This window comes from Motiliproteus sp., from assembly GCF_965230735.1.
Classification (GTDB): domain Bacteria; phylum Pseudomonadota; class Gammaproteobacteria; order Pseudomonadales; family Balneatricaceae; genus Motiliproteus.
The window spans coordinates 147,779-169,031 of sequence record NZ_OZ246016.1; the positions used below are offsets into that span (position 1 = coordinate 147,779).

Genomic DNA, 21,253 nt, shown 5'->3' on the forward strand with positions numbered 1-21,253 from the left:
CACCTCAAGCTCCGCTCAACATACGACTGATTTCACCCAATGCCTGGGAAGCGATGCGCTGATACTGCCCCAGGAACCCCGCCAGACTGACCCAGACAATAAACAAACCGAACAGCATCGTGAACGGGAAACCGATCGCGAACACGTTCAGCTGCGGTGCCGCCTTGGTCATGATACCGAAGGCAAAGTTGACGATCAGCAGCGCGATGACGGCCGGCAGCGCCATCAACAACGCTCCGGCAAACATCCAGCTACCCGACGACGCCACTTCCCAGAACACATCACTCGACAGCGTCGCGCCGACCGGCATGATATGAAAGCTGGTCACAATCACCTCGATCAGCACCTGATGGCCGTTAAACGCCAGAAACAGCATCATCACGATCATCAGGTACAGCTGCGACAGCGCCACCACGCTGACCCCGTTGACCGGATCCGAAATCGACGCAAAGCCCAGACCCATCTGATTGGAGATCACCTGACCGACCACGATAAACAGCTGGAACAGCACCTGGACCATAAACCCCAGCACAAACCCGATCACCATCTGCTGCACGATGATCACCAGCATCTGCGGTGATAAGCCCTCGATCACCGGCATCGGCGGTAACAACGGTACCACCACCAGCGTGACCGCCAGCGCCAGTGACAGCCGCACCCGCACCGGCACCAACTGGGTCCCGATTAGCGGTACCGCCATAAAAAAGCTGGAAATTCGGAACAACGGCCACAGGAAGCCGTTCATCATCTCGACCAGTTCCGGAATACTGATTTCGATCATGGGTCCGCGATCTGCTAGCCGATCATGATCGGGATGTTATGAAACAGGAAATTGAAGAAGCCGGTAATCTCGCTGACGATCCAGGGACCGGTCCACATAATGGTGGCCAGCGTCACAATCAGACGCGGCAGGAAGCTCAGGGTCTGCTCGTTGATCTGAGTGGCGGCCTGAAAGGTTGCAATCACCAGCCCCACAATCAGACTGGGCACCACCAATACCGCGACGATCAGAATGATCAGAAAAAAAGCCTGTCGGTAAAGATCCAGTACCACTTCGGGAGTCATGGTCGCGCCCTCAGTCAGGTTCCGAAGCTGGCGGCTAGGGTTCCGATCACCATCGCCCAGCCGTCCACCAACACAAACAGCATCAGCTTGAACGGCAGCGAAATAATGATCGGCGACAGCATCATCATACCCATCGCCATCAACACACTGGCTACCACCATATCAATGATCAGGAACGGGATATAGATCATAAAGCCGATCTGGAACGCGGTTTTCAGCTCACTGGTGACAAACGCGGGTACCAGAATACTCAGCGGCAAGGCCTCGGGAGACTCGACCTGCCCCAGTCCGGAGATCCGAACAAACAGCTCGATATCACTCTCACGGGTCTGCGACAGCATAAACTCACGGAACGGCTGCGCCGCCCGCTCGATGGTTTCCAGCGCACCAAGCTCTTCGTTCAGGTAGGGCTGAACCGCCTGAGCATTCACCTTATCGAGCACCGGCGTCATGATAAAGAAGGTCAAAAACAGCGCCAGTCCCACCAGCACCTGATTCGACGGTGACTGCTGCAAACCCAGTGCCTGCCGCAGAATCGCAAACACGATTACGATCCGGGTAAACGAGGTCATCATCATGACGATGGCTGGCAGGAACGTCAGCATCGTCATCAGGATCAGGATCTGCAGGGTTACCGAGTAACTCTGGCTACCATCCTCTCCGGTCGTTACCGTTACCGCATCGATACCACCGACCTCAGCCAGCGCCAGCGTCGGCAGCAGCCCCAATAACGCTCCCAGTAAAAGACCGAATGGCCACTTAGGCAGCCGAGCAAGACGTCTATCCACGATCAGCCCCCGGCGAATCGACCCTATCGGTTCCAGGCTCCTGCCCTTGAGACGCCGCCTGACGACTGCCGGCACGTTGCTCAGCAACGGCACGATTGAGCCAATTGGCAAATCCCGGCGCGGACTGCTCAGCCTCAATCACCGGCGTGTCGAAATTCTGCAGCAGACTGACCCGACCCGGCGCCACCCCCAGCAACAGCTGACGATCACCCACCTGCACCAGCACCGCCCGCTCGCGGGCGCCGAGCGGCAGCGTGGAGATCACTTTCATGCGGGAATGGGAAAAGCCGCCAGCAACGCCACTGCGCTTAACCAGCCAGGCCAGCACCACAAACAGCAGCAACACCAGCACCAGTCCAACAACCAGCTGGGCTAGAGCCGCATAATCGAATTCCTGGGTACGAACACCCACGATTGAAGGCGCTGCCGAGCTGGCAGCGGTTTCAGCCAGGGAAATAGCAGGCACCAGGGCCAACAGCGCCGTACCGATAGAAAAAAAGGAAAACCTCGGACGCTTCAACGTAGCTTCCTGATCCGCTCGGTCGGACTGACCACGTCGGTCAGACGAATCCCAAAACGGTCGTTAACCACGACGACTTCACCATGGGCAATCAGCGTGCCATTGACCTTAACATCCAACGGCTCACCCGCCATCCGATCGAGCTCGATCACCGATCCCTGGCTCAACTGAAGCAGATTGCGGATCGCAATTTCCGTCTCTCCGACTTCCATCGACAGATTGACCGGGATATCGAGGATCACTTCCAGGTCGGGGTTATCCGCTGCCTGAGGCAAGGACTCATCATGCAGCTCATCCAGATTGACCGGGTCAGCATCGGGATCGACACCCTGTTCGGCCATCGCTTCAGCCCAGACATCGTCGACATCGCTGCCACCGGTGGCTTCCTGCTCATCCAGCGCCGCGGCCCATTCGTCGGCCATCGCCTGCTCGTCCGGATTTGGCGTTTCGTTCTCGTCACTCATGCACTGTTTCTCTTAACATCCATCAGACCCGCCCCTGGGAACGGAATCAGCTATCCCGTTTGACCTGATCAATAATCTTCACCGCTAGATTATGCCTCGAGCGACCCAAACGACAATTAAAGGTCGGCACCCCATTGGCGGTCATCACCAACTGATCGGGAATATCAACCGGAATCACATCGCCGGCTTCCATCTCGAGAATATCGCGCAACGAGATCTTTCGGGCGGCGACGGTCAATTCCAACCCTACCTTGGCATCCATAATATCCGAGCGTAACGCATTGACCCAGCGCTCATCCTTCTCGTCGGTATCGCTTTGCACCCCGGCATCGAGGATCTCACGGATCGGCTCCAGCATCGAATAGGGCATGGTGACATGGAAATCGCCCCCGCCCCCATCCAGCTCGATATGGAAGGTGCTGACCACCACCACTTCGCTGGGACTGACGATATTCGCCATCGCCGGGTTAACTTCGGAATTGACGTAGTCAAACTCGACCTTCAACACCGGCGCCCAGGCTTCGCGCAGATCGACAAAGATCTGGCTCAGCAGCATCTGCACGATTCGGGTTTCGGTCGGGGTGAACTCTCGCCCTTCGATTTTGGCATGCCGTCCGTCACCGCCAAAGAAGTTATCCACCAGCTTGAACACCAGCTTGGCATCCATGATAAACAGACTGGTGCCACGCAAAGGCCGGATCTTGACCAGGTTCAAACTGGTCGGAACATAGAGGGTGTGGACGTATTCGCCGAACTTGAGAATCTGTACGCCACCGACCGAGACATCGGCGCTGCGACGCAGAATATTAAACAGAGAGATACGGGTGTAGCGGGCAAAGCGCTCATTGATCATCTCCAGGGTCGGCATTCGGCCCCGGACGATACGCTCCTGACTGGTCAGGTCATAGGATTGAGCACTGCCCTCCTCGACCTCGTCATCGGTATCGATATCACCATCGTCTACGCCGTGTAACAGCGCATCGATTTCATCCTGTGACAGTAGATCCTGAACACTCATCGATTCTGGCCCTATTGCATCACAAAATTGGTGAAGAACACCTCTTCAACCCCTGGGCGACCGATCTCTTTCTGCATCAATTCCTGCAGCGCCCGGGTCGAATCCTTACGCAGTTGCTGCTTACCTTCGGTGGTCTGCAACACTTTGAACTCCTGCGCGGCGAATAATGTAGACAGCTGGTGAACCACCAACGGCATATGCTTGTTCAGCGCATCGGCGACTTCCTGGTCACGGGTCATCGCTTCGGCAAAGATCTGCAGAAAACGCTGTCGTCCGGTCTTTTCCTGGAAGGTATTGATAAACGAAGGCTTGCCGCCAAGAGTCCGCAGCTTGACGTAGATCGCCTCTTTGCGAACCTCTTCGACCTGTGCTTCAGCCTGCTCCTCTTCCCCACCCAGCAGGAAAAAGGCGGCCGCGCCACCACCGGCCAGCAACACCACCGCCGCAATGATGATAATCAGCAGCTTCTTTTTACCGCCTTTGGGTGCCTCTTCGGCGCCTTCTTCCGGCGCGTTCTCGTCAGCCATAACGTCCTCTTCGCTCAGATCACCGCCGCAGACGCTGCCAGCCCTGCCGCAAAGCGACGACTATATCATAATTGCCGCCCGGGTAGGCCCACCTCAAGACCTTGAAAATCAGGCGTAATAGTCGACCAGCGACAAGCTCATTCGAGCTCCGGCAAGCTGTTCATCTGCAATCGAAGCCAGCTCCAGATCGTTGAGATCCGGATCCTCATTCTCACCACGGTAGCCTTCGTCTCCGGAGGCTCCCGCCTGAGGCTGATCGGAGACATTCGAATCGGCCAGCTCGATACCGCTTTCGGCCAGCATCTCCCGCAACCGTGGCATCTGCTGCTCCAACGCATCGCGCACGTGGGCGTGCGGGCTGGTGAAGCTCAGGCTGGCCTGCTCGCCGTGCAGATTCAACCGCACATTGAGACTACCGAGTTCGGGCGGATCCAGCCGCAGTTCGGCATGACCGACATTTTGCCCGGCCATCCAGACGATTCGCTGCGACGCTGCGGCATTCCAACGCTCACCACCAAAACGCTCATTCAACCCGAGCACGATGCCCGACTGGGCGTTACCCTGATAAGCCTGCTGCAGCTGATTAAGACTGGCATTGCTGCTAACCTGAGCCAGGCTGACGCTCTCGCCTTGACGCACCACCGTCGACTGCGAAGCCATGATATTCTTGAAGGCATTCTCGGCCTGAACCAGCTTCTGCCCCTGGGCCACCACCGAATCCCGCAATTCGGTCCAGCGCGCCAAGCCCTGATCACGCGCCCCGTCACGCTGCCCATCTGGCGAGGCATCACCACGCCCAGAGCGCCCCTCCGCAGGCGCCGGGTCGGCTTTGGTTCCGACGGATTGACTGCTCGGCTCAGACGCCTTGGTCGATTCGCTCGAGGCAATCGCCGCCCGCTCCGCTGAACCGACATTGGAGACGCCTCTCGACACCTCGGCAGCTCTCTCCGCCCCCGACGCGACTGCCGCCGCGGGCACCGCCTGCTGCGACACGACCTCAGCCTCATCCGGCTGCACCGCCACCGCCTCGCTGGCCGCCGCGACGACGTTGGCAGAGCCAGTCTGAGCCGCAGATATCGTCCCAGGCTTATCAACAGAAGCCCCCTCAGGCGGTGACACCGGTGCCTGTGCTGAGACTTCGGTTTCGAGCGCCGGCTGCGATGTCGCAGCAACCTGCGGCTGAGTCAGATTCCGCTCGGACTCAACCGGCTCTGAGGAAACGGTTTTGCCCGCCTCGGCCCGCTGCCGAAGTTGCTGAGCCAACTGCAACAACTCGTCGATCGAACGAGCATTGTCAGTCTGACGCCCATCGGCAAGGTCCTGCGCCTCGGCGCCGACGGATTCCGACTGCCGTAGCTGCTGCAGCAGCTCTGAAAGCGGCTCGGGCTCAACACCAGGCTCGCTGCGCGCATCCTGTAGCAACAGGGCCGCCTGTAGCAGCTGTCGAGACTGGTCCGGGGCAACACCGTCGAGTTGAAGTTGCTCCAACGCCTGCTGCAACTCAGCCGAATCGACCGGCTGCGCCAACTGGGCGGCGAACTCCTCCAATTGCACCAGCAGCTCAGGCGGCAAGCCCTCGCCGTCCTGCGGCAAGCTTGCGCCATCAAGACCCGGCTCGACCTGCCCCTGCTCCAACGCAGCCTGTATCTGCTGCATCAACTGGACAAAAAGCTGCTCAAACGCATCCTGGGCCCCAGCCTGCTGGGGATCGGCAGTGTTGACGCTACCTGAAGCCCCGGCCGATATCGGCCCGGGTGCAATCATCGGCATCGAAGACATGGCATTCTCCTGATTATCGCTGAGTAGGACTCTGCAAAGAAAAGGCCAATATTGAAAACTTGCTGGCTCGACAGCACGCAGACGACGCTTATGCGGTACCGCTAGGATTGCCGATGAGAAAGATGGCGGTTAGCGAGCAGCCTTAAATCCCCGACCGAGAGCGCCGACTCTGGGCCAACTCATCGATCTGCTTCTGCAACTGCTTCTCCTCGTCACGCGCTTCCTGCTCCGCGGCCCGTTCAATCAAGGACCCCATCGCCCGCTCACGGCCGCTGGCCTGATGCCAGGCCTGTTTGGCGTGGTCCAGCAACTGACGACAGAACTCGATCTGACGACGTTGCTGGGCCAAGGCATCCAACAAGCGGTGCTTGAACGACTGCAGTCGCTGCAATTGATCGATAGCGACACCATCGCGGCCGGTCTGCAACAGATTCTGCTGATAGTCGGCCAGGTACTGCTCCAACTGAACCAACTTCTGCTGCTCAGCCAGCAACTGCTGCTGGGCAGCTCCCAACTGCTGCTCGGCCTCTTTTCGACGACGTTCCGCCAGGTGCTGGACCGGTCGCAGGCGCTTCGATCGTTTCATGACTCAACCCCTAGCCAGGCTGCGGCGGCGTCATCGCCGTGACCGGCTGCAGCTGCTGGGCTTCCGGTGCCGGAGGTGGCGTCAACACCTGTACCAACTGCTGCATGCTGTCGAGGAAGCTGACGCTCTCATCCAGCCCCTGGCGTAGGAATTGCCGAAAGTGAGGAACCCGCTCGATGGCCCGATCGATCTCCGGATCAGAGCCCGCCACATAGGCGCCGACACTGATCAGGTCACGGTTCTGCTGGAAACGGGAGTAGATCTGTTTGAGCTGCTGCGCCATCTGCAAATGTTGCGGCGCCACCACCTGGGGCATCGCCCGGCTGATCGAGGCTTCGATATCGATGGCCGGATAGTGCCCCTCTTCGGCCAACTGTCGCGACAGCACGATATGGCCGTCCAGAATCGCCCGAGCGGCGTCAGCTATCGGATCCTGCTGATCATCGCCCTCGGTCAGCACGGTATAGAAGGCGGTGATGGAACCACTGCCTTCGGCACCATTGCCGGCCCGCTCCACCAGCTTCGGCAATCGCGCAAACACCGACGGCGGATAACCCTTGGTCGCCGGCGGCTCCCCCACCGCCAGCGCGATTTCGCGCTGGGCCTGGGCATAGCGGGTCAACGAATCCATCAGCAGCAGTACATTCTTACCCTGGTCACGAAAGTGCTCGGCGATCCGCGAGGCCAGCTCCGAGGCCCGCAATCGCATCAGCGGCGAGTCATCGGCCGGTGAGGCCACCACCACCGAGCGCGCCAATCCCTGCGGACCGAGGCTGTGATCGATAAACTCTTTGACCTCCCGCCCCCGCTCGCCGATCAGGCCGACCACGATGATCTCGGCCTCGGTAAACCGGGTCATCATCCCCAACAGGACCGACTTACCCACCCCGGAACCGGCAAAAAGACCTAAGCGCTGCCCCCGACCGACGCTAAGCATCGCGTTGATCGCCTTGATACCGACATCGAGCGGCTGATGAATCGGCTGACGAGAGAGCGGGTTGATGGTCGGACCGCTAAGCCCGACCTCCGCCTCGGCATTCAGCGGCCCGCGATCATCCAGCGGCTGTCCGACACCGTTCAGAATCCGACCCAGCAACTGCGGACCGACGGGCACCTTGCTACCACCACTGAGCGGCCTGACCTTGGCGCCAGGGTAGAGTCCTTCGATCGGCTCCAGCGGCATCAGGAAGATACTGTCATCACCAAAGCCCACCACCTCGGCCTCGACCGACAGCGACGGGCTGACCTCGATCCGACAATAACTGCCGATCGCACTGCGCAGCCCTTTCGCCTCCAGCGTCAGACCGACCAGCCGGGTGATCTTCCCCTCAACCGCCGGTTGCGATGGGCGTAGCGATCGCTGACTGCGTTGCTGCAGCCGCTCAACCAGCCGGATCGGCATCACCATCACCCGAATCATTGGAGCCCAACACCTGCTCAACCACCTGACGGAAGCGCGCCTCGACACTGTAGTCGAGATAGCTGCACTCGCCCCGAACTCTCAGACCGCCAGGACTCAGGGCCGGATCGACCGCCACCTCCCAGCTTGCCCGCTCCTGCTCACGAACCTCGAGCAGCAACGCCTCATCGTCCGGATTAACAAAGAAACACAGCTGCTGAGCCTGCTGCGGCAGCGCATCGAGCGAATCGGCAATCGCCTGGCGCAACAACTCGGGCCGGGTTTTCAGCTCGCGCCGCACCACCGCCTCGGCGGTATCGACCACTAACCGCATCAACGCCTGATCCAAGCCCTCGAGCTGAGCCTCCATCGGTTTCTGCAACTCGTTGATTGCCGAAGCCAGCCTTGCCTTGAGCGCATTGATCTCGGTCTCGGCCTGTTGATACGCCGCCTGATGACCTTCACTGCGACCGCTTTCCAGTCCCTCGGCGTAGCCTCGCTGACGCCCTTTCTCCAGACCCTCGGCCATTCCATCCTGGCGAGCCTGCTCGCGGATGGTCTCCATCTCCGCAACGGTCAGCGGAGCGGTACTGATGGGTCGATTGGGATTTGGCTCGGCCGAATCGGCCTGTTTCTCTTTGAACGGCGAGCGGACCACGTGCTGGCCACCAACCTGGGGAAAATCCCAGGATTTTAAGGCTCTCAACTCGGCGGCGGGAATCCGGCCAGTGCTGGTTTTCTTGTTAGTCACGCCCACCTCAGGCAGGAAGGTTGTATCCAAGGCTTCCGCCCAGACGGACGGAGTACTGCTGTCATACTGACTATAGCGCGATTGCCCGCGATCAGATCATCTCTTCGCCGCCGCCGCCCAGCATAATCTCGCCCTCGTCCGCCAAACGGCGAGCCACGGTGAGAATTTCCTTCTGGGCGTTTTCGACATCGCTGAGCTTAACCGGCGGTGAGGCCTCCAGATCATCCCGCAACAATTCGGCGGCACGCTTGGACATGTTCTTGAAGATCTTCTCCTGCAGCGCCGTGTCGGCCCCCTTCAGCGCCACCACCAGGATATCGGTCGAAATTTCGCGCATGATGGTCTGGATCGCCCGATCATCGACATCGGCCAGGTTGGCAAACACGAACATCAGGTCCTGAATCTCGTCACTCAGATCCTCGTCGACTTCGCGAATCGCTTCCATCACCGTCGCCTCGGTCGCCGTGTCGAGGAAGTTCATGATATCGGCCACCACCTTGACGCCACCCATGTCGGTGGTCTTGGTCGATCCGGCGCCGGTGAACTGACGCTCGAGGATATCGTTCAACTCCTTCAACGCCGCCGGCTGGACCGACTCCAGCGCAGAGATTCGCATCAGGATGTCGATCCGCACCTTGTCTTCGAAATAGGTCATCACCTGAGCGGCCTGGTCCGGATCCAGGTAGGAAACCACGATCGCCTGAATCTGCGGGTGCTCATAGCGGATCACATCGGCCACCTGGCGGGCCTCCATCCACTTCAACGTGTCCAGCCCGCGGGTGTTGCCACCCTCCAGAATCCGATCGATCAGGGTACCGGCCTTATCCGCCCCCAGCGCCTGGGTCAGCACGGTACGGATATAGTCATCCGACCCTACCCCCAAACCGGTCTGGTTACCGACCGTGTTGAGAAAGTCGCTCATGACCACCTCAACCTGATCCTGCTGTACATTGGCCAGCTCCGCCATCGCGGTACCGATCCGCTGGACCTCCTTGGGCCCCATATGCTTGAGCACCTCGGCGGCATCCGCCTCACCCAGGCTCATCATCAGGATCGCCGCCCGCTGAACCGGGGTCAGACTCTTAACATCACTCATCGGCGGCCAACCACTGCTTTACCACGTTGGCGACACGACCCGGGTCTTCCGCCACCAGGGTGCGAACGGCATCAATCTGACGCTCGTAACTGTCATTGGGGCCCGGCAACAGGGCCTCACCGCTGACATCGTCCGCCTCGCCCATGTCACCCTCGATACCTTCGAGCTCGCCCCCAATCGCTTCGCCGGCGATCGGCGCCGCGGCGGCAGTCGACAGATTTTTCAGGATCGGGCGCAGTACGCCGAACACGATCAGCAGCACAAAGAGCGCTCCACCGGCCTTCTTGGCGATATCCCAGAACCAGGGCTGCTCCCACATCGGTACTTCAGGCAGCGCTTCCACCGGATCCGGCGACGCGAACGGGGTATTGATCACATTGACGCTATCGCCACGGGCAGCGGAATAGCCAACCGCGTCGCGCACCAGCAAGGTTAAGCGTTTCAGATCGTTCTCATTCCAGGGCCGACGCTCGGTCACCGCCCCTTCGGCATTACGCTCGACCAGATCATCGACCGCCACCGCCACGGTCAGGCGCCGGACCCGACCCTGCTGGTGACGGGTATAACTGATGGTGCGATCCAGCTCGTAGTTACGCGTCGACTGGCTCCGGGAACTGTCACCGCCGGCACCGGCACCACCGAAGCCGCCTTCAACCGCACCGGTTTCCGGCACCGTCGCCGCGCCTGGCGGCTGATTGGACAACGCGCCGGGCACCCCGGCTGCCCCCAAGGCACCACCGCGACTTTCATTCAGCAATTGCTCGGATCGCAACGACGGCAGGTCCGGATTGTAGAGTTCATCGGTCTGTTCCACCGCGGTAAAGTCCACATCGGCAGAGACCTCTGCCCGGAACCGTCCCAGCCCGACCACCGGTTCAAGAATACCGCGCACCCGAGTCACCAGTCGCTCCTCCACCTTGCGCACATACTCCAGCTGTTTAGCCGCCATCCCGACCTCTTCGTCGGCATCCTGGCTATTGAGCAAGCGCCCCTTCTGATCCACCACCGTCACATCGCGGGTATCGAGCGACGGGATACTGGATGCAACCAGGTTAGCGATCGAGGCCACCTGAACCTTGCCCAGTTCACGGCCGGAGAACAGCTCTACAAACACCGACGCTGTTGGCTTACGACTGTCGCGAACGAACACCGATTGTTTCGGCAGCGCCAGGTGCACTCGGGCACTCTTGACCGCCAACAAGCTGGAGATAGTACGGGCCAACTCACCTTCCAAGCCGCGACGGAAGCGCGTGGTTTCCATAAACTGGCTGGTACCCAGCGCCTGCTCTTGGTCGAGCAGCTCGAAACCGACATTGCTGCGTCCGCTGAGCCCCTGAGCCGCCAGCTGCAGCCGAGCCTGATGAATTTTATCAGCAGCCACCAACAGCGCACCGCTGCCGCCGTCGATCTTGTAGGGAATCTGACTCTGAACCAGCGTATCGATAATTTCGTTGGCATCGAGGGTATTCAGATCATTGAGTAGCGGGCGATATTCCGGCTCCTGCGACCAAAGCACCACCGCGAAACCGATCGCCACACTGGCAGCCAAGCCCACCATCAGACCGATCTGACGGAAGATACCCAGGCGGTTAAACCCCTCTACCGCGCCAAATCCACCCGTTGTTGCTGGAACACCCTCAGTAGCCACTTACCCGAACCCTCAATCAGATTGGCATCTTAGAGATATCTTCGTAGGCCGAAACCAGACGGTTCCGAACCTGGGTCATCGCCTGAAACGAGACACTGGCTTTCTGCAACCCGATCATTACCTGGGGCAGATCGACGCTGGGGTCACCTTTCTCGTAGGCGGTAACCAACTTAGAGGAGGCACTTTGCGCATCATTGACACTATCGATGGCACGCTTAAGCAGATTGCCGAAACTACCGGGCTCGATCTTTGACGCCGGATCAACACCCGCCATAGCGCCCGGAGCCTCAGCAGGCTGCACACCCTGTTGCGCCTGCGTTTTTAACGCTCGCATCTGAGCCAGAACATTTTGAATATCTGCGCGTTCCGCTTTCACCACTCTTCCCCTGGTCAGGCGCTCTATCCGAGCGACAAAAAACCATCATCGACAATTATTTGACGACCAATAATTGGCGACCTTACCACAAACGTCATAAATACCGCAGCCAAACTGACAAATAAATGACACTTATTGTAAAAACCCACTGCCGACACACCTAAAAATGCAAATAACGCGCCACATGACTAAAAAGAACAAAAAAAGGGCCCGACCGGACCCTTGGCAATCATCGAATAATCCGTCTAAGGCTTGGGCGCCTCGCCGAACTTCAAACGCACATACATCAACGCCACGGTAATGGCGTCACCGAGGGCGGTGTGTCGCTCCAACATCGGCAGGTTGAGCTTGTTTGCGATGGTATCGAAGCGAAGATCCACGTCACCGCCGATCGACTTCCACTTGACGATATCGTGATAGACATGGGAAAGCTCGATCGCCTTGTTCGGCAAGCCGAAGCCGTAACGGGGGCGCAAAAACTTATCCAGCATATTGATATCGAAATTGACGTAATAGCCGAGAATAGGGCGGTTACCGACAAACTCGAGCACCTGCTCCAGCGCCTCTTCGATCTCCACCCCCTCACTCAGATCCATCGCCCGAATCTTGTGAATTACGATCGAATCGCCGGTCAGACTCTTGGGCGGCTTGAGCTTGATATCCAGCCGCTCACTGGTTTTCACCCGACGCCCCTTGATCCGAACCGCGCCGATGGACAGAATTTCAGCCTCTTTAACATCCAAGCTGGTGGTCTCACAGTCGAGCGAGACCACCTCATCGCCATCGTAGGGTTCAAATAGATGCCCATAAGGGCCGTCCCGGTGCTGTTTTCGCTCCTTGTAGACTTTGAACTTCCGCAACACGCTAGTGCACCTCCTTTAGCGATCCAGATGGAATCGCATCGACAGATGTTTCTTAAATTCTTTGACCACCTTCAAGGCTTCCCGCAACAGGTCTTTATCGAGCCGGTCAAGACGATCGGGAATAATCAAGTTCGGGGACTCATTGAAGTCTTCATTATCCATCCGCAGCAACTGTTGCTGCAGCCGAATCTGAACAAAGATCGACAACGCTTCAACCAGGTCATTGCCCTGCTGCTTCTTCAACGCCCCTGCCTCGATCAGCGCATCGATCCGTTTAAAGGTATTGGTTTCCAGGATCCGATGCTGAAGCGCCAAGGTTCTGACACCATGCACAATCGGGAACACCCCGCCCTTCTTGATATCGATGCCGCTATCTTTGCTCTTGATGCCACCAAAGAAGGTCAGCGGGGTGTCGAATTCCAATGAGGCTTTAACGAAGTGGGAGAAGAACACCTCGTTATTATGCATCTGGCGCAAGAACCAGTTTCGCGCCGCCTTGAACAGCGCCGGGTTACCGGCCACCGGCTTGGCATCAACGGCGATCGCCAGGTTCATCAACGCATCGCCTTCAGCCTTGTTGGCCCAGTGATTGAGCCGCTGACTCCAGTCGCCCAGATGCTGTACCCAGTAGGGGTTGGAGACCATGATATTACCGGGGCACTCGGGATAGCCGAACTCGATCAGGGTATCGGTAAAGGTCTGCAGCACCTTTTCACGATCCGGCCAGTCAAGGCCGTCACGCATGATCACCCCGTTATCCTGGTCGGTCTTCATGATCTGCTCGCCACGCCCCTCACTGCCCATCACCACCAGACAGACGTGGGGCAGGATATCCTCGGGCACCAGCAGCGTAAACAGCTTGGCCATGACCCGCTCATTCATCGCCGCCACCAGATCCATCGCAAAGCGCGCCTTGACACCATGGGAAACCAGCGAACGGATCAGGTCGTTCAGACCATGGGCCGCCCGCGACAGATCCTCAATCGTCGCCGCCCGCTGAATCCGCAACCCGATCACATGGGAGTGACTTGAGAAGTAACTGAGCACATCGGTCAGCTCGATGACCCCCATCAGTTTGGCGTCATCCATCACCACCACCCGCTCGATATGCTGCAGCGTCATCAGCGTCAGCGCATTGAACAGATAGTCGCCGGCCTCAACGGTAATCAAGCGGTAACTGGCGATATCGGCCACCGGCGTCGACAGCGGCACCTCCTTGAGCACCGCCGCATTGAGCAGATCGGTGCCGGTCACGATACCGTAGCGCCCGCCGCGTTTAACCAGCACCGAGTCCGCATGCTTCTCGCGCATCAACGCGGTGGTCTCCTTGATCGTGGTTTCCTCCAACACGATCAACGGATCACGCATCACCTCACCATCGACCTGGGCAAGCATGAATTCCGCCATGCCCTGCTCTTCGCCCTGCTGCTCATGGATCTCGGTTTTGGCAGCCAGGGTACGGCTGAAGTAATCGCCGAAGCGCGGGTTGCTATAGACCAACTCCAACAGCAGTTTGGTCGGCAAAATATGGGCGATAGTCTCCTCTTCGGCTACGAAGTTATGGATCGCCTTGCCCTTTAACGCCGACCAGGCCCCGAAGTAGTCCTCGTCACCGTAATGCACAAAGACGTGCTCGTCTTCACCATCCTTGGACTCACTCTCACGCACCTTACCCTTGAGGATAATGAACAGTCCTTCCGGCGCTTCACCGGCGGTGATCAGATTCTCTCCCTGCTGGTAGTAGCCGATGTCCAGATTGTTTTGTAGCAATGCCAGCTCGTTCGCCTCCAGCAGACTGAAAGGCAGATTCTCCGCATTAAATTCCTGTGCCATCTATTTCATCCCTCTACAAGCTCGGTCTAGAGCACTTGGCAAAATACCATCGACCCAGCCCTCTACTGTTTCATATTGGACGCAGAACCCCAAATGTAAAAAAGGCGCACCAGTACCCGTACCGGTGCGCCTTGCTTTCAGTCGGTGACTAAGTCACCGGTAACTCGATCAGTGCGCGTGGGCCTCACCAGCACCGCGGGGGATACGGATATCCTCAACGATGTGCTGAATCTCTTCAGGCGGAGGCGGAGTCATCGAGGATACGACGAACGCGGTGATGAAGTTCAGGATCATACCGACGGTACCGAAGCCTTCAGGGGAGATACCCATGAACAGCTCGTCTTTGGTACCACCCATGAACTTGAAGTAGATGATGTAAGCCATGGTGGTACTGATACCAACGATCATACCGGCTACCGCACCTTCTTTGTTCATGCGCTTGGAGAAGATACCCATGATGATGACCGGGAAGAACGAGGAGGCGGCCAGACCAAAGGCCAGCGCGACCACGATCGCCACGAATCCTGGCGGGTTGATACCGAAGTAACCGGCAACACAGATCGCAACGATGGCAGCCAGACGGGCGTACATCAGCTCCTGCTTGTCGGAGATGTTCGGGTTGATCGTCTTCTTCATCAAGTCATGCGAGATCGCTGTGGAGATTACCAGCAGCAGACCGGCCGCAGTCGACAGTGCCGCAGCAACAGCACCGGCAGCAACCAGCGCGATTACCCAGCCCGGCAGCTGTGCGATTTCCGGGTTGGCCAGTACCATGATGTCACGGTCTACGTAGACTTCGTTGGCGTACTGAGCGTTACCCACCGCTTTCGGCTCGGCAACCAGGTTGGTAACAACCCGTGAACCGTCAGCGTTGCGGTTTTCGCCGTCAAACGCCGGCTTACCTTTACCGGTGAACGCCTTACCCGCAGCGTACTGAACCTTGCCGTCGCCGTTGTAGTCGTTCCAACCGATCAGACCCGCAGTCTCCCAGTTTTTGAACCACTCAGGCATCTCGGTGTAGGCAGTACCGCTACCGTCAGCACCGTTTACGGTCTTGATAAGGTTGTACTTACCGAAGGCAGCAACACCCGGAACTGCGGTGTACAGGATCGCGATGAACATCAGCGCCCAACCCGCAGAAGAACGAGCATCTTTAACACGCGGTACGGTGAAGAAACGTACGATTACGTGCGGCAGACCCGCAGTACCACACATCAGTGCAGCGGTCAGGAAGAACATATCCAGGGTGGACTTGTTACCCGAGGTATATTCCTTGAAGCCCAGATCGGTCGACAGTTGGTCAACGGTCGCCAGGATCGATTGGCCGCTATCCAGGGTGGCACCCAGGCCGGTTTGCGGCAGGATGTGACCAGTGATCTGGAAGGACAGGAACAGAGCCGGGATGGTGAAGGCCAGGATCAGTACACAGTACTGGGCAACCTGGGTGTAGGTGATACCCTTCATACCGCCGAGAACGGCGTAGAAGAATACGATCGCCATACCCAGAACAACACCAGTATTGATGTCAACGTGCAGGAAGCGCGAGAACACGATACCAACACCACGCATCTGACCTGCAACGTAGGTGAAGGAGATGATGATGGTACAGATTACCGCGATAACACGGGCGAAGTTGGAGTAGTAACGATCACCAACGAAGTCCGGCACAGTGAACTTACCAAACTTACGCAGGTAAGGAGCCAGAAGCATCGCCAGCATTACGTAACCGCCGGTCCAGCCCATCAGGTAGGCTGCGCCGTCACGGCCGATGAACGAGATAATACCCGCCAGAGAGATGAATGATGCAGCGGACATCCAGTCAGCCGCGGTCGCCATACCGTTAGCAATCGGCGGTACACCACCACCGGCAACGTAGAACTCTTTGGTGGATCCGGCTTTCGCCCAGATCGCAATGCCGATATAGAGTGCGAAAGACGCCCCTATAAAGACAAAGTTGAGGATATCTTGAGTACCCATAAAATAGCCGTCCTATTTAATTTTTTATTATTTTGAGCTGTTACTCGTGAACGTCGTACTTCTCGTCGAGCTTGTTCATGCTCACTGCGTAAGCAACGATCAAGCCACAGAACACGAAAATGGAGCCCTGCTGAGCGAACCAGAAGCCAAGCTGGAATCCGAAGAACGGAATCGCGTTAAGCTGTTCGATAAACAGGATGCCGCAGCCATAAGAGACTACGAACCAGACCGCAAGGTAAGAGAAAATGATCTTCAGATTCTCTTTCCAATAAGCCTCGGCATTTTCTTTGCTAATGCTCATGGCACATTCCTTCTACTTGTTGTTATTGAGACAGAGGTTGGAAAAAGTACACTCAGAAATCTAACAAAGCCGTTTTTCAAACAAACCCCCGACTTTAGTCTGAACGCCCTTTTTGACCTTTCCGCCCCTCTTTAAAAAAACTGAAAAAGCCTTTTTATTCAAGGCAGTGAAAGCTTAGCATTGAGCGACAACAAGGCAGCTAGACCATGGTCTTAACCGGCTCAATTTCAGACTTTGGTATGATCAAAAAACGTTAAAAAACGAGCGACATCGCTATGGAAGACACCCTGCTCGACGGCTGGTTTATCATCTTTGTTTCGCTGACCTACGTCGGCATCCTGTTCGCTATCGCCTCCTTCGGGGAGCGCCATGCCGAGCAGATCTTCAGCTCCCGCTCACGCCCGCTGATCTACAGCTTGTCGCTGGCGGTGTACGCCACCTCCTGGACCTTTTACGGCGCGGTCGGCCGCGCCAGCACCAACGGCTGGGAGTTTCTGGCCACCTACCTGGGGCCGATCCTGACCTTTATCCTGCTGTGGAAGGTGTTCACCAAGATCGTGATGGTGAGCAAACAGCAGAACATCACCACCATCTCCGACTTTATCGCCTCCCGCTATGGCAAGAGCCAGAAACTGGCGGTACTGGTGACCTGCATCGCGGTTCTGGGCATCGTTCCCTATATCGCCCTGCAGCTCAAAGCCGTGGCGATGAGCTACGACGCCCTGACCGCTGCCGCCAGTGCCGAAAGCGCCGGCGGCAGTGACACGGCGCTGTTTGTGGCGCTACTGATGGCACTGTTCTCGATTCTGTTCGGCACCCGTCACATCGATGCCACCGAACACCATGAAGGGATCGTGCTGGCGATCGCGTTCGAGTCGCTGGTCAAACTGGCCGCCTTTATCGCCGTCGGCCTGTATGTCACCTTCGGCATCTTCGACGGCTTCGACAACCTGTTCAGCCGCGCCACCGAGGAGCTGTCCCAGAACGAGAACTTCCGCACCGATTTTATCGAGCACAGCTTTATCACCGAAACGCTGCTGGCCGTGTTCGCCATCATCTGCCTGCCACGCCAGTTCCATGTCGCGGTGGTAGAAAACGCCGACCCCAAGGATCTGCGCACCGCCCGCTGGATGTTCCCCGGCTACCTGATCCTGGCCAGCCTGTTCGTATTGCCGATCGCCACCGCCGGGATGCTGACCTTCCCGGACGGCAGCGTTGATGCCGACACCTTTGTTTTGACGCTGCCGCTGGCGGCCGAACAGAACGCGCTGGCGATGGTAGCCTTTATCGGCGGCCTGTCGGCGGCCACCTCGATGGTTATCGTGGCCACCATCGCGCTGAGCACCATGGTCTGCAACGACATTATCATGCCGACCCTGCTGCGAATGCCCTGGCTGAAGCTGTCCCAGAACAAAGACCTGGGGGCACTTCTATTACGAGTACGGCGACTGACGATCTTCGTGCTGATGCTGCTGGCCTACTTCTACTACCGCATCTACGGCGATTCCGGCAGCCTCGCTTCCTTCGGTCTACTGGCCTTCGTGGCGGTAGCCCAGTTTGCGCCAGCCATGTTCGGCGCCGTGCTCTGGAAGCAGGGCAACCGTCAAGGCGCCCTGGCCGGCATCGGTGCCGGATTTACGCTCTGGCTCTACACCCTGGTACTGCCGATCATGTCAAAAGCCGGTCTGCTACCGACCGAGATCGAAAACCTGATCTGGCAGTTCCACTGGCTCGACCCTCACGCCCTGTTCGGGATCGAATTCGGCAACAGCCTGACCCACGGCACCTTCTGGAGCCTGTCGATTAACTGCCTGCTGTTTTTGGCGGTCTCCAAACTGACCAGTCAGCGCCTGATCGACCGGATTCAAGCCAGCACCTACGTCGACGCCCGCAGCAGTGTTGGCGGCGACCCGCTGCATGCCCAGAGCGGCACCAGCAGCGTCGGCGATCTGCAACTGCTGACCGAGCGTTTCCTCGGTATCGAGCGTGCTCGCAGCGCCTTTAACACCTTCGCCAGCCAGCGGGGTGAGGATCCGCCCATCAGCGGCGACGATGCCTCACCGGAACTGATCGACTACATCGAGCGCCTGTTGGCCGGTGTTATCGGCGCCTCCTCGGCCCGGATCCTGATGGCCTCGACGCTGCGCGGTCGCGACATGCAGCTGGGCGACGTGGTCACCATCGTCGATGAAGCCAGCAAGGTACTGAAATTCAACCGCTCGCTGCTGCAATCGACGATCGAGAATATCAACCAGGGCATCAGCGTGGTCGATGCCCAGATGCGACTGGTGGCCTGGAACCGGCGTTACCTGGAGATGTTCCATTACCCGGAAGGTCTGATCTGCATCGGTCGTCCGATTTCCGAGATCTTCCATTACAACGCCAAGATGGGGGAGTACGGCCCCGGCGATCCCAGCAATCATGTCAGTCTGCGGATGGAAACCCTCGCCTCGGGCGAACCGCACTCCTATATCCGCTACCGCCAGGACGGCACGGTGCTGGAGATCCAGGGCAACCCGATGCCCGGCGGCGGTTACGTCAATACCTATCTGGACATCACCGACCACAAGCGCACCGAAGAGGCATTGCGCGAAAGCGAGCAGAGTATTCGACTGTACACCGACAACGTTCCGGTGCTGATCGCCTATCTCGATAACGAGCAGCGCTACCTGTTCGTCAACAAGGCCTACGCCAAGACCTTCGACATCACCGACCGTCACGGCATTACCGGCACCCCCTGCTACAAGATTCTGGAGCGGATGCAGTACGACAGCCGCACCCCCTTTATCAATAAAGCCCTGCAGGGTGAACGGCAGGACTTTGAGATCAAGCTGCCGCCTCGCAAGGACGGCCAGGTGCGCTATGCCGACGTGACCTACATTCCCCATATCGGCGATTACGGCGACGTGCTGGGCTATTTCACCCTGTACCAGGACATCACCGAACGCCGAATGGCCGAACAGGCGCTGCAGGAAACCAACGAAAACCTGGAGCACCGGGTTCACGAGCGCACCCAAGCGATCACCGCCATCAACCGGGAGCTGCGCAAAGAGAACACTATTCGCGCCCTGATCGAGGACGAGCTGCGCCAGGCCAAGTCCGATGCCGAGGCGGCCAATATCGGCAAGACCCGCTTCCTGGCGGCCGCCAGCCACGACCTGCTGCAGCCGCTGAACGCCGCGCGGCTGTTCGCCTCGGCCCTGGCCCAACAATCCCACGACGACAGCACCAACGCCCTGGTCCAGAACCTGGACGGCTCGTTGAAAGCGGCCGAAGAGCTGCTGGTGACGCTGCTGGATATCTCCAAGATCGACGCCGGGGCGCTGGAGCCGAAACCGAGCCACTTCTGCCTCGACAAGCTGTTCAATACCCTGCAGGCCGAATTCACCGTACTGGCCAACGAGAAGGCGCTCAAATTCCGCTGCGTCCACACCCGTCAAGTGATCCACAGTGACCAGCAGCTGCTGCGACGGGTGCTGCAGAACTTCCTCTCCAATGCGATCCGCTACACCCAGGAGGGCCGGATTCTGCTTGGCTGCCGTCGGGTTCGCGGCCACCTCCGCATCGAAGTCTGGGACACCGGCGTCGGCATCCCTGAAAGCAAGATCGGCGAGGTCTTTGAAGAGTTCCGTCGTATCGACAACCCCAAACACTCTCAGGTTAAAGGCCTGGGCCTGGGGCTAGCGATCACCGAGCGGATCGCTCGGATGATGAATCATCCGCTTAACGTCCGTTCCTGGCCCGGCAAGGGCACCGTATTCAGTGTCGATGTTCCTTTCGGCGACCCGAAACAGGTCCGCCAGGCCCGCAGCGGCGCCAGCGCCGGCAAACGCGCCAGCAACCTGGCCGGTATCCGAGTGCTCTGCATCGACAACGAGCCCAACATCCTCAACGGCATGGAAGCCCTGCTGAACGGCTGGTCCTGTGATGTTCGTACCGCCACCCATGAACAGAGCTTTATCGACAGTCTCGATGAGTCACCTTTCGAGCCCGACATCATCCTGGCCGACTACCACCTCAGCGAAACCCACACCGGGGTGCTGGCATTGAAAAACCTGCATGGTCATTGGGGCAAGGAGGTACCGGCCATCGTTATCACCGCCGATCGCACCGACGAGGTGAAACAGGATATCGCCGACTTCGGGGCTCAACTGCTGCATAAACCGATGAAGCCGGCGCAGCTGCGGGCGATGATGAATACGGTCTTGGCCCATCGATAGCCGGGCACTTATTACCGACACAAAAAAACCGGGCATTGCCCG

At 58.4% G+C, this 21,253-nt stretch carries 19 protein-coding genes; 1 reads left to right on the forward strand and 18 read right to left on the reverse strand.

The features are described 5' to 3' along the window. Positions 1-4: 4 nt before the first annotated feature. The 18 genes from fliR to ACO05M_RS00785 form a co-directional block, all read right to left on the reverse strand. Positions 5-781: a flagellar biosynthetic protein FliR gene (gene fliR, locus ACO05M_RS00700; RefSeq protein WP_421866705.1), complete on the reverse strand. Its 777-nt coding sequence runs from the start codon at positions 779-781 to the stop codon at positions 5-7. A 14-nt stretch (positions 782-795) separates the two neighbouring features. Further along, on the reverse strand, positions 796-1,065 hold the full coding sequence (gene fliQ / locus ACO05M_RS00705) for a flagellar biosynthesis protein FliQ (protein ID WP_421866707.1): 270 nt from the start codon (positions 1,063-1,065) through the stop codon (positions 796-798). A gap of 14 nt (positions 1,066-1,079) precedes the next feature. Next, the gene (gene fliP / locus ACO05M_RS00710; RefSeq protein ID WP_421870812.1) at positions 1,080-1,787 is read right to left on the reverse strand and encodes a flagellar type III secretion system pore protein FliP; all 708 of its coding nucleotides are present in this window, start codon (positions 1,785-1,787) and stop codon (positions 1,080-1,082) included. Between the two features lie 58 nt (positions 1,788-1,845). Next, positions 1,846-2,373, reverse strand: coding sequence for a flagellar biosynthetic protein FliO (gene fliO, locus ACO05M_RS00715; protein WP_421866709.1), 528 nt, complete (start codon positions 2,371-2,373; stop codon positions 1,846-1,848). Then, the gene (fliN, locus tag ACO05M_RS00720; protein WP_421866711.1) at positions 2,370-2,837 is read right to left on the reverse strand and encodes a flagellar motor switch protein FliN; all 468 of its coding nucleotides are present in this window, start codon (positions 2,835-2,837) and stop codon (positions 2,370-2,372) included. The genes fliO and fliN overlap by 4 nt, the downstream gene beginning before the upstream one ends. 46 nt (positions 2,838-2,883) lie before the next feature. Then, positions 2,884-3,855 (reverse strand): flagellar motor switch protein FliM, encoded by a 972-nt coding sequence (gene fliM, locus ACO05M_RS00725; RefSeq protein WP_421866713.1) that lies wholly within the window; start codon positions 3,853-3,855, stop codon positions 2,884-2,886. Between the two features lie 11 nt (positions 3,856-3,866). Beyond that, positions 3,867-4,382 (reverse strand): flagellar basal body-associated FliL family protein, encoded by a 516-nt coding sequence (locus ACO05M_RS00730; protein ID WP_421866714.1) that lies wholly within the window; start codon positions 4,380-4,382, stop codon positions 3,867-3,869. A 108-nt stretch (positions 4,383-4,490) separates the two neighbouring features. Beyond that, positions 4,491-6,161 (reverse strand): flagellar hook-length control protein FliK, encoded by a 1,671-nt coding sequence (locus tag ACO05M_RS00735; RefSeq protein ID WP_421866716.1) that lies wholly within the window; start codon positions 6,159-6,161, stop codon positions 4,491-4,493. 142 nt (positions 6,162-6,303) lie between these two features. After that, complete coding sequence (gene fliJ / locus ACO05M_RS00740) at positions 6,304-6,747, reverse strand: flagellar export protein FliJ (RefSeq protein ID WP_421866718.1); 444 nt, start codon at positions 6,745-6,747, stop codon at positions 6,304-6,306. 10 nt (positions 6,748-6,757) lie between these two features. Continuing rightward, positions 6,758-8,167 (reverse strand): flagellar protein export ATPase FliI, encoded by a 1,410-nt coding sequence (gene fliI / locus ACO05M_RS00745; protein WP_421866720.1) that lies wholly within the window; start codon positions 8,165-8,167, stop codon positions 6,758-6,760. Further along, entirely contained in the window at positions 8,130-8,897 is a 768-nt protein-coding gene (locus ACO05M_RS00750) for a flagellar assembly protein FliH (protein ID WP_421866722.1), read from the reverse strand. The genes fliI and ACO05M_RS00750 overlap by 38 nt, the downstream gene beginning before the upstream one ends. A 91-nt stretch (positions 8,898-8,988) precedes the next feature. Beyond that, positions 8,989-9,993 carry a flagellar motor switch protein FliG gene (gene fliG, locus ACO05M_RS00755; protein ID WP_421866724.1) on the reverse strand — a complete coding sequence of 335 codons (1,005 nt, stop codon included), beginning with the start codon at positions 9,991-9,993 and terminating at the stop codon, positions 8,989-8,991. Continuing rightward, positions 9,986-11,641 carry a flagellar basal-body MS-ring/collar protein FliF gene (gene fliF, locus ACO05M_RS00760; protein ID WP_421866726.1) on the reverse strand — a complete coding sequence of 552 codons (1,656 nt, stop codon included), beginning with the start codon at positions 11,639-11,641 and terminating at the stop codon, positions 9,986-9,988. Before fliF ends, fliG begins: the two co-directional genes overlap by 8 nt. A gap of 16 nt (positions 11,642-11,657) precedes the next feature. Next, positions 11,658-12,017: a flagellar hook-basal body complex protein FliE gene (fliE, locus tag ACO05M_RS00765; RefSeq protein ID WP_421866728.1), complete on the reverse strand. Its 360-nt coding sequence runs from the start codon at positions 12,015-12,017 to the stop codon at positions 11,658-11,660. Positions 12,018-12,262: 245 nt separating this feature from the next. Next, positions 12,263-12,880 (reverse strand): 3'-5' exonuclease, encoded by a 618-nt coding sequence (locus ACO05M_RS00770; protein ID WP_421866730.1) that lies wholly within the window; start codon positions 12,878-12,880, stop codon positions 12,263-12,265. 15 nt (positions 12,881-12,895) lie between these two features. Further along, positions 12,896-14,713, reverse strand: coding sequence for a putative nucleotidyltransferase substrate binding domain-containing protein (locus ACO05M_RS00775; protein WP_421866732.1), 1,818 nt, complete (start codon positions 14,711-14,713; stop codon positions 12,896-12,898). Positions 14,714-14,881: 168 nt separating this feature from the next. After that, entirely contained in the window at positions 14,882-16,690 is a 1,809-nt protein-coding gene (locus ACO05M_RS00780) for a sodium:solute symporter family protein (protein WP_421866734.1), read from the reverse strand. 40 nt (positions 16,691-16,730) lie between these two features. Beyond that, complete coding sequence (locus ACO05M_RS00785; protein ID WP_207802571.1) at positions 16,731-16,991, reverse strand: DUF4212 domain-containing protein; 261 nt, start codon at positions 16,989-16,991, stop codon at positions 16,731-16,733. A 275-nt stretch (positions 16,992-17,266) separates the two neighbouring features. Between ACO05M_RS00785 and ACO05M_RS00790 the strand changes: the two genes are divergently transcribed. Then, positions 17,267-21,211: a NahK/ErcS family hybrid sensor histidine kinase/response regulator gene (locus tag ACO05M_RS00790; RefSeq protein ID WP_421866736.1), complete on the forward strand. Its 3,945-nt coding sequence runs from the start codon at positions 17,267-17,269 to the stop codon at positions 21,209-21,211. Positions 21,212-21,253 lie beyond the last annotated feature (42 nt).

Excerpts from the sequence above, each read along its gene's own strand:
- fliR (WP_421866705.1), bottom strand. The coding sequence starts at position 781 with ATGATCGAAATCAGTATTCCGGAACTGGTCGAGATGATGAACGGCTTC.
- fliQ (WP_421866707.1), bottom strand. The coding sequence starts at position 1,065 with ATGACTCCCGAAGTGGTACTGGATCTTTACCGACAGGCTTTTTTTCTG.
- fliN (WP_421866711.1), bottom strand. The coding sequence starts at position 2,837 with ATGAGTGACGAGAACGAAACGCCAAATCCGGACGAGCAGGCGATGGCC.
- fliM (WP_421866713.1), bottom strand. The coding sequence starts at position 3,855 with ATGAGTGTTCAGGATCTACTGTCACAGGATGAAATCGATGCGCTGTTA.
- ACO05M_RS00730 (WP_421866714.1), bottom strand. The coding sequence starts at position 4,382 with ATGGCTGACGAGAACGCGCCGGAAGAAGGCGCCGAAGAGGCACCCAAA.
- ACO05M_RS00735 (WP_421866716.1), bottom strand. The coding sequence starts at position 6,161 with ATGTCTTCGATGCCGATGATTGCACCCGGGCCGATATCGGCCGGGGCT.
- fliJ (WP_421866718.1), bottom strand. The coding sequence starts at position 6,747 with ATGAAACGATCGAAGCGCCTGCGACCGGTCCAGCACCTGGCGGAACGT.
- fliI (WP_421866720.1), bottom strand. The coding sequence starts at position 8,167 with ATGATTCGGGTGATGGTGATGCCGATCCGGCTGGTTGAGCGGCTGCAG.
- fliG (WP_421866724.1), bottom strand. The coding sequence starts at position 9,993 with ATGAGTGATGTTAAGAGTCTGACCCCGGTTCAGCGGGCGGCGATCCTG.
- ACO05M_RS00775 (WP_421866732.1), bottom strand. The coding sequence starts at position 14,713 with ATGGCACAGGAATTTAATGCGGAGAATCTGCCTTTCAGTCTGCTGGAG.
- ACO05M_RS00780 (WP_421866734.1), bottom strand. The coding sequence starts at position 16,690 with ATGGGTACTCAAGATATCCTCAACTTTGTCTTTATAGGGGCGTCTTTC.
- ACO05M_RS00785 (WP_207802571.1), bottom strand. The coding sequence starts at position 16,991 with ATGAGCATTAGCAAAGAAAATGCCGAGGCTTATTGGAAAGAGAATCTG.
- ACO05M_RS00790 (WP_421866736.1), top strand. The coding sequence starts at position 17,267 with ATGGAAGACACCCTGCTCGACGGCTGGTTTATCATCTTTGTTTCGCTG.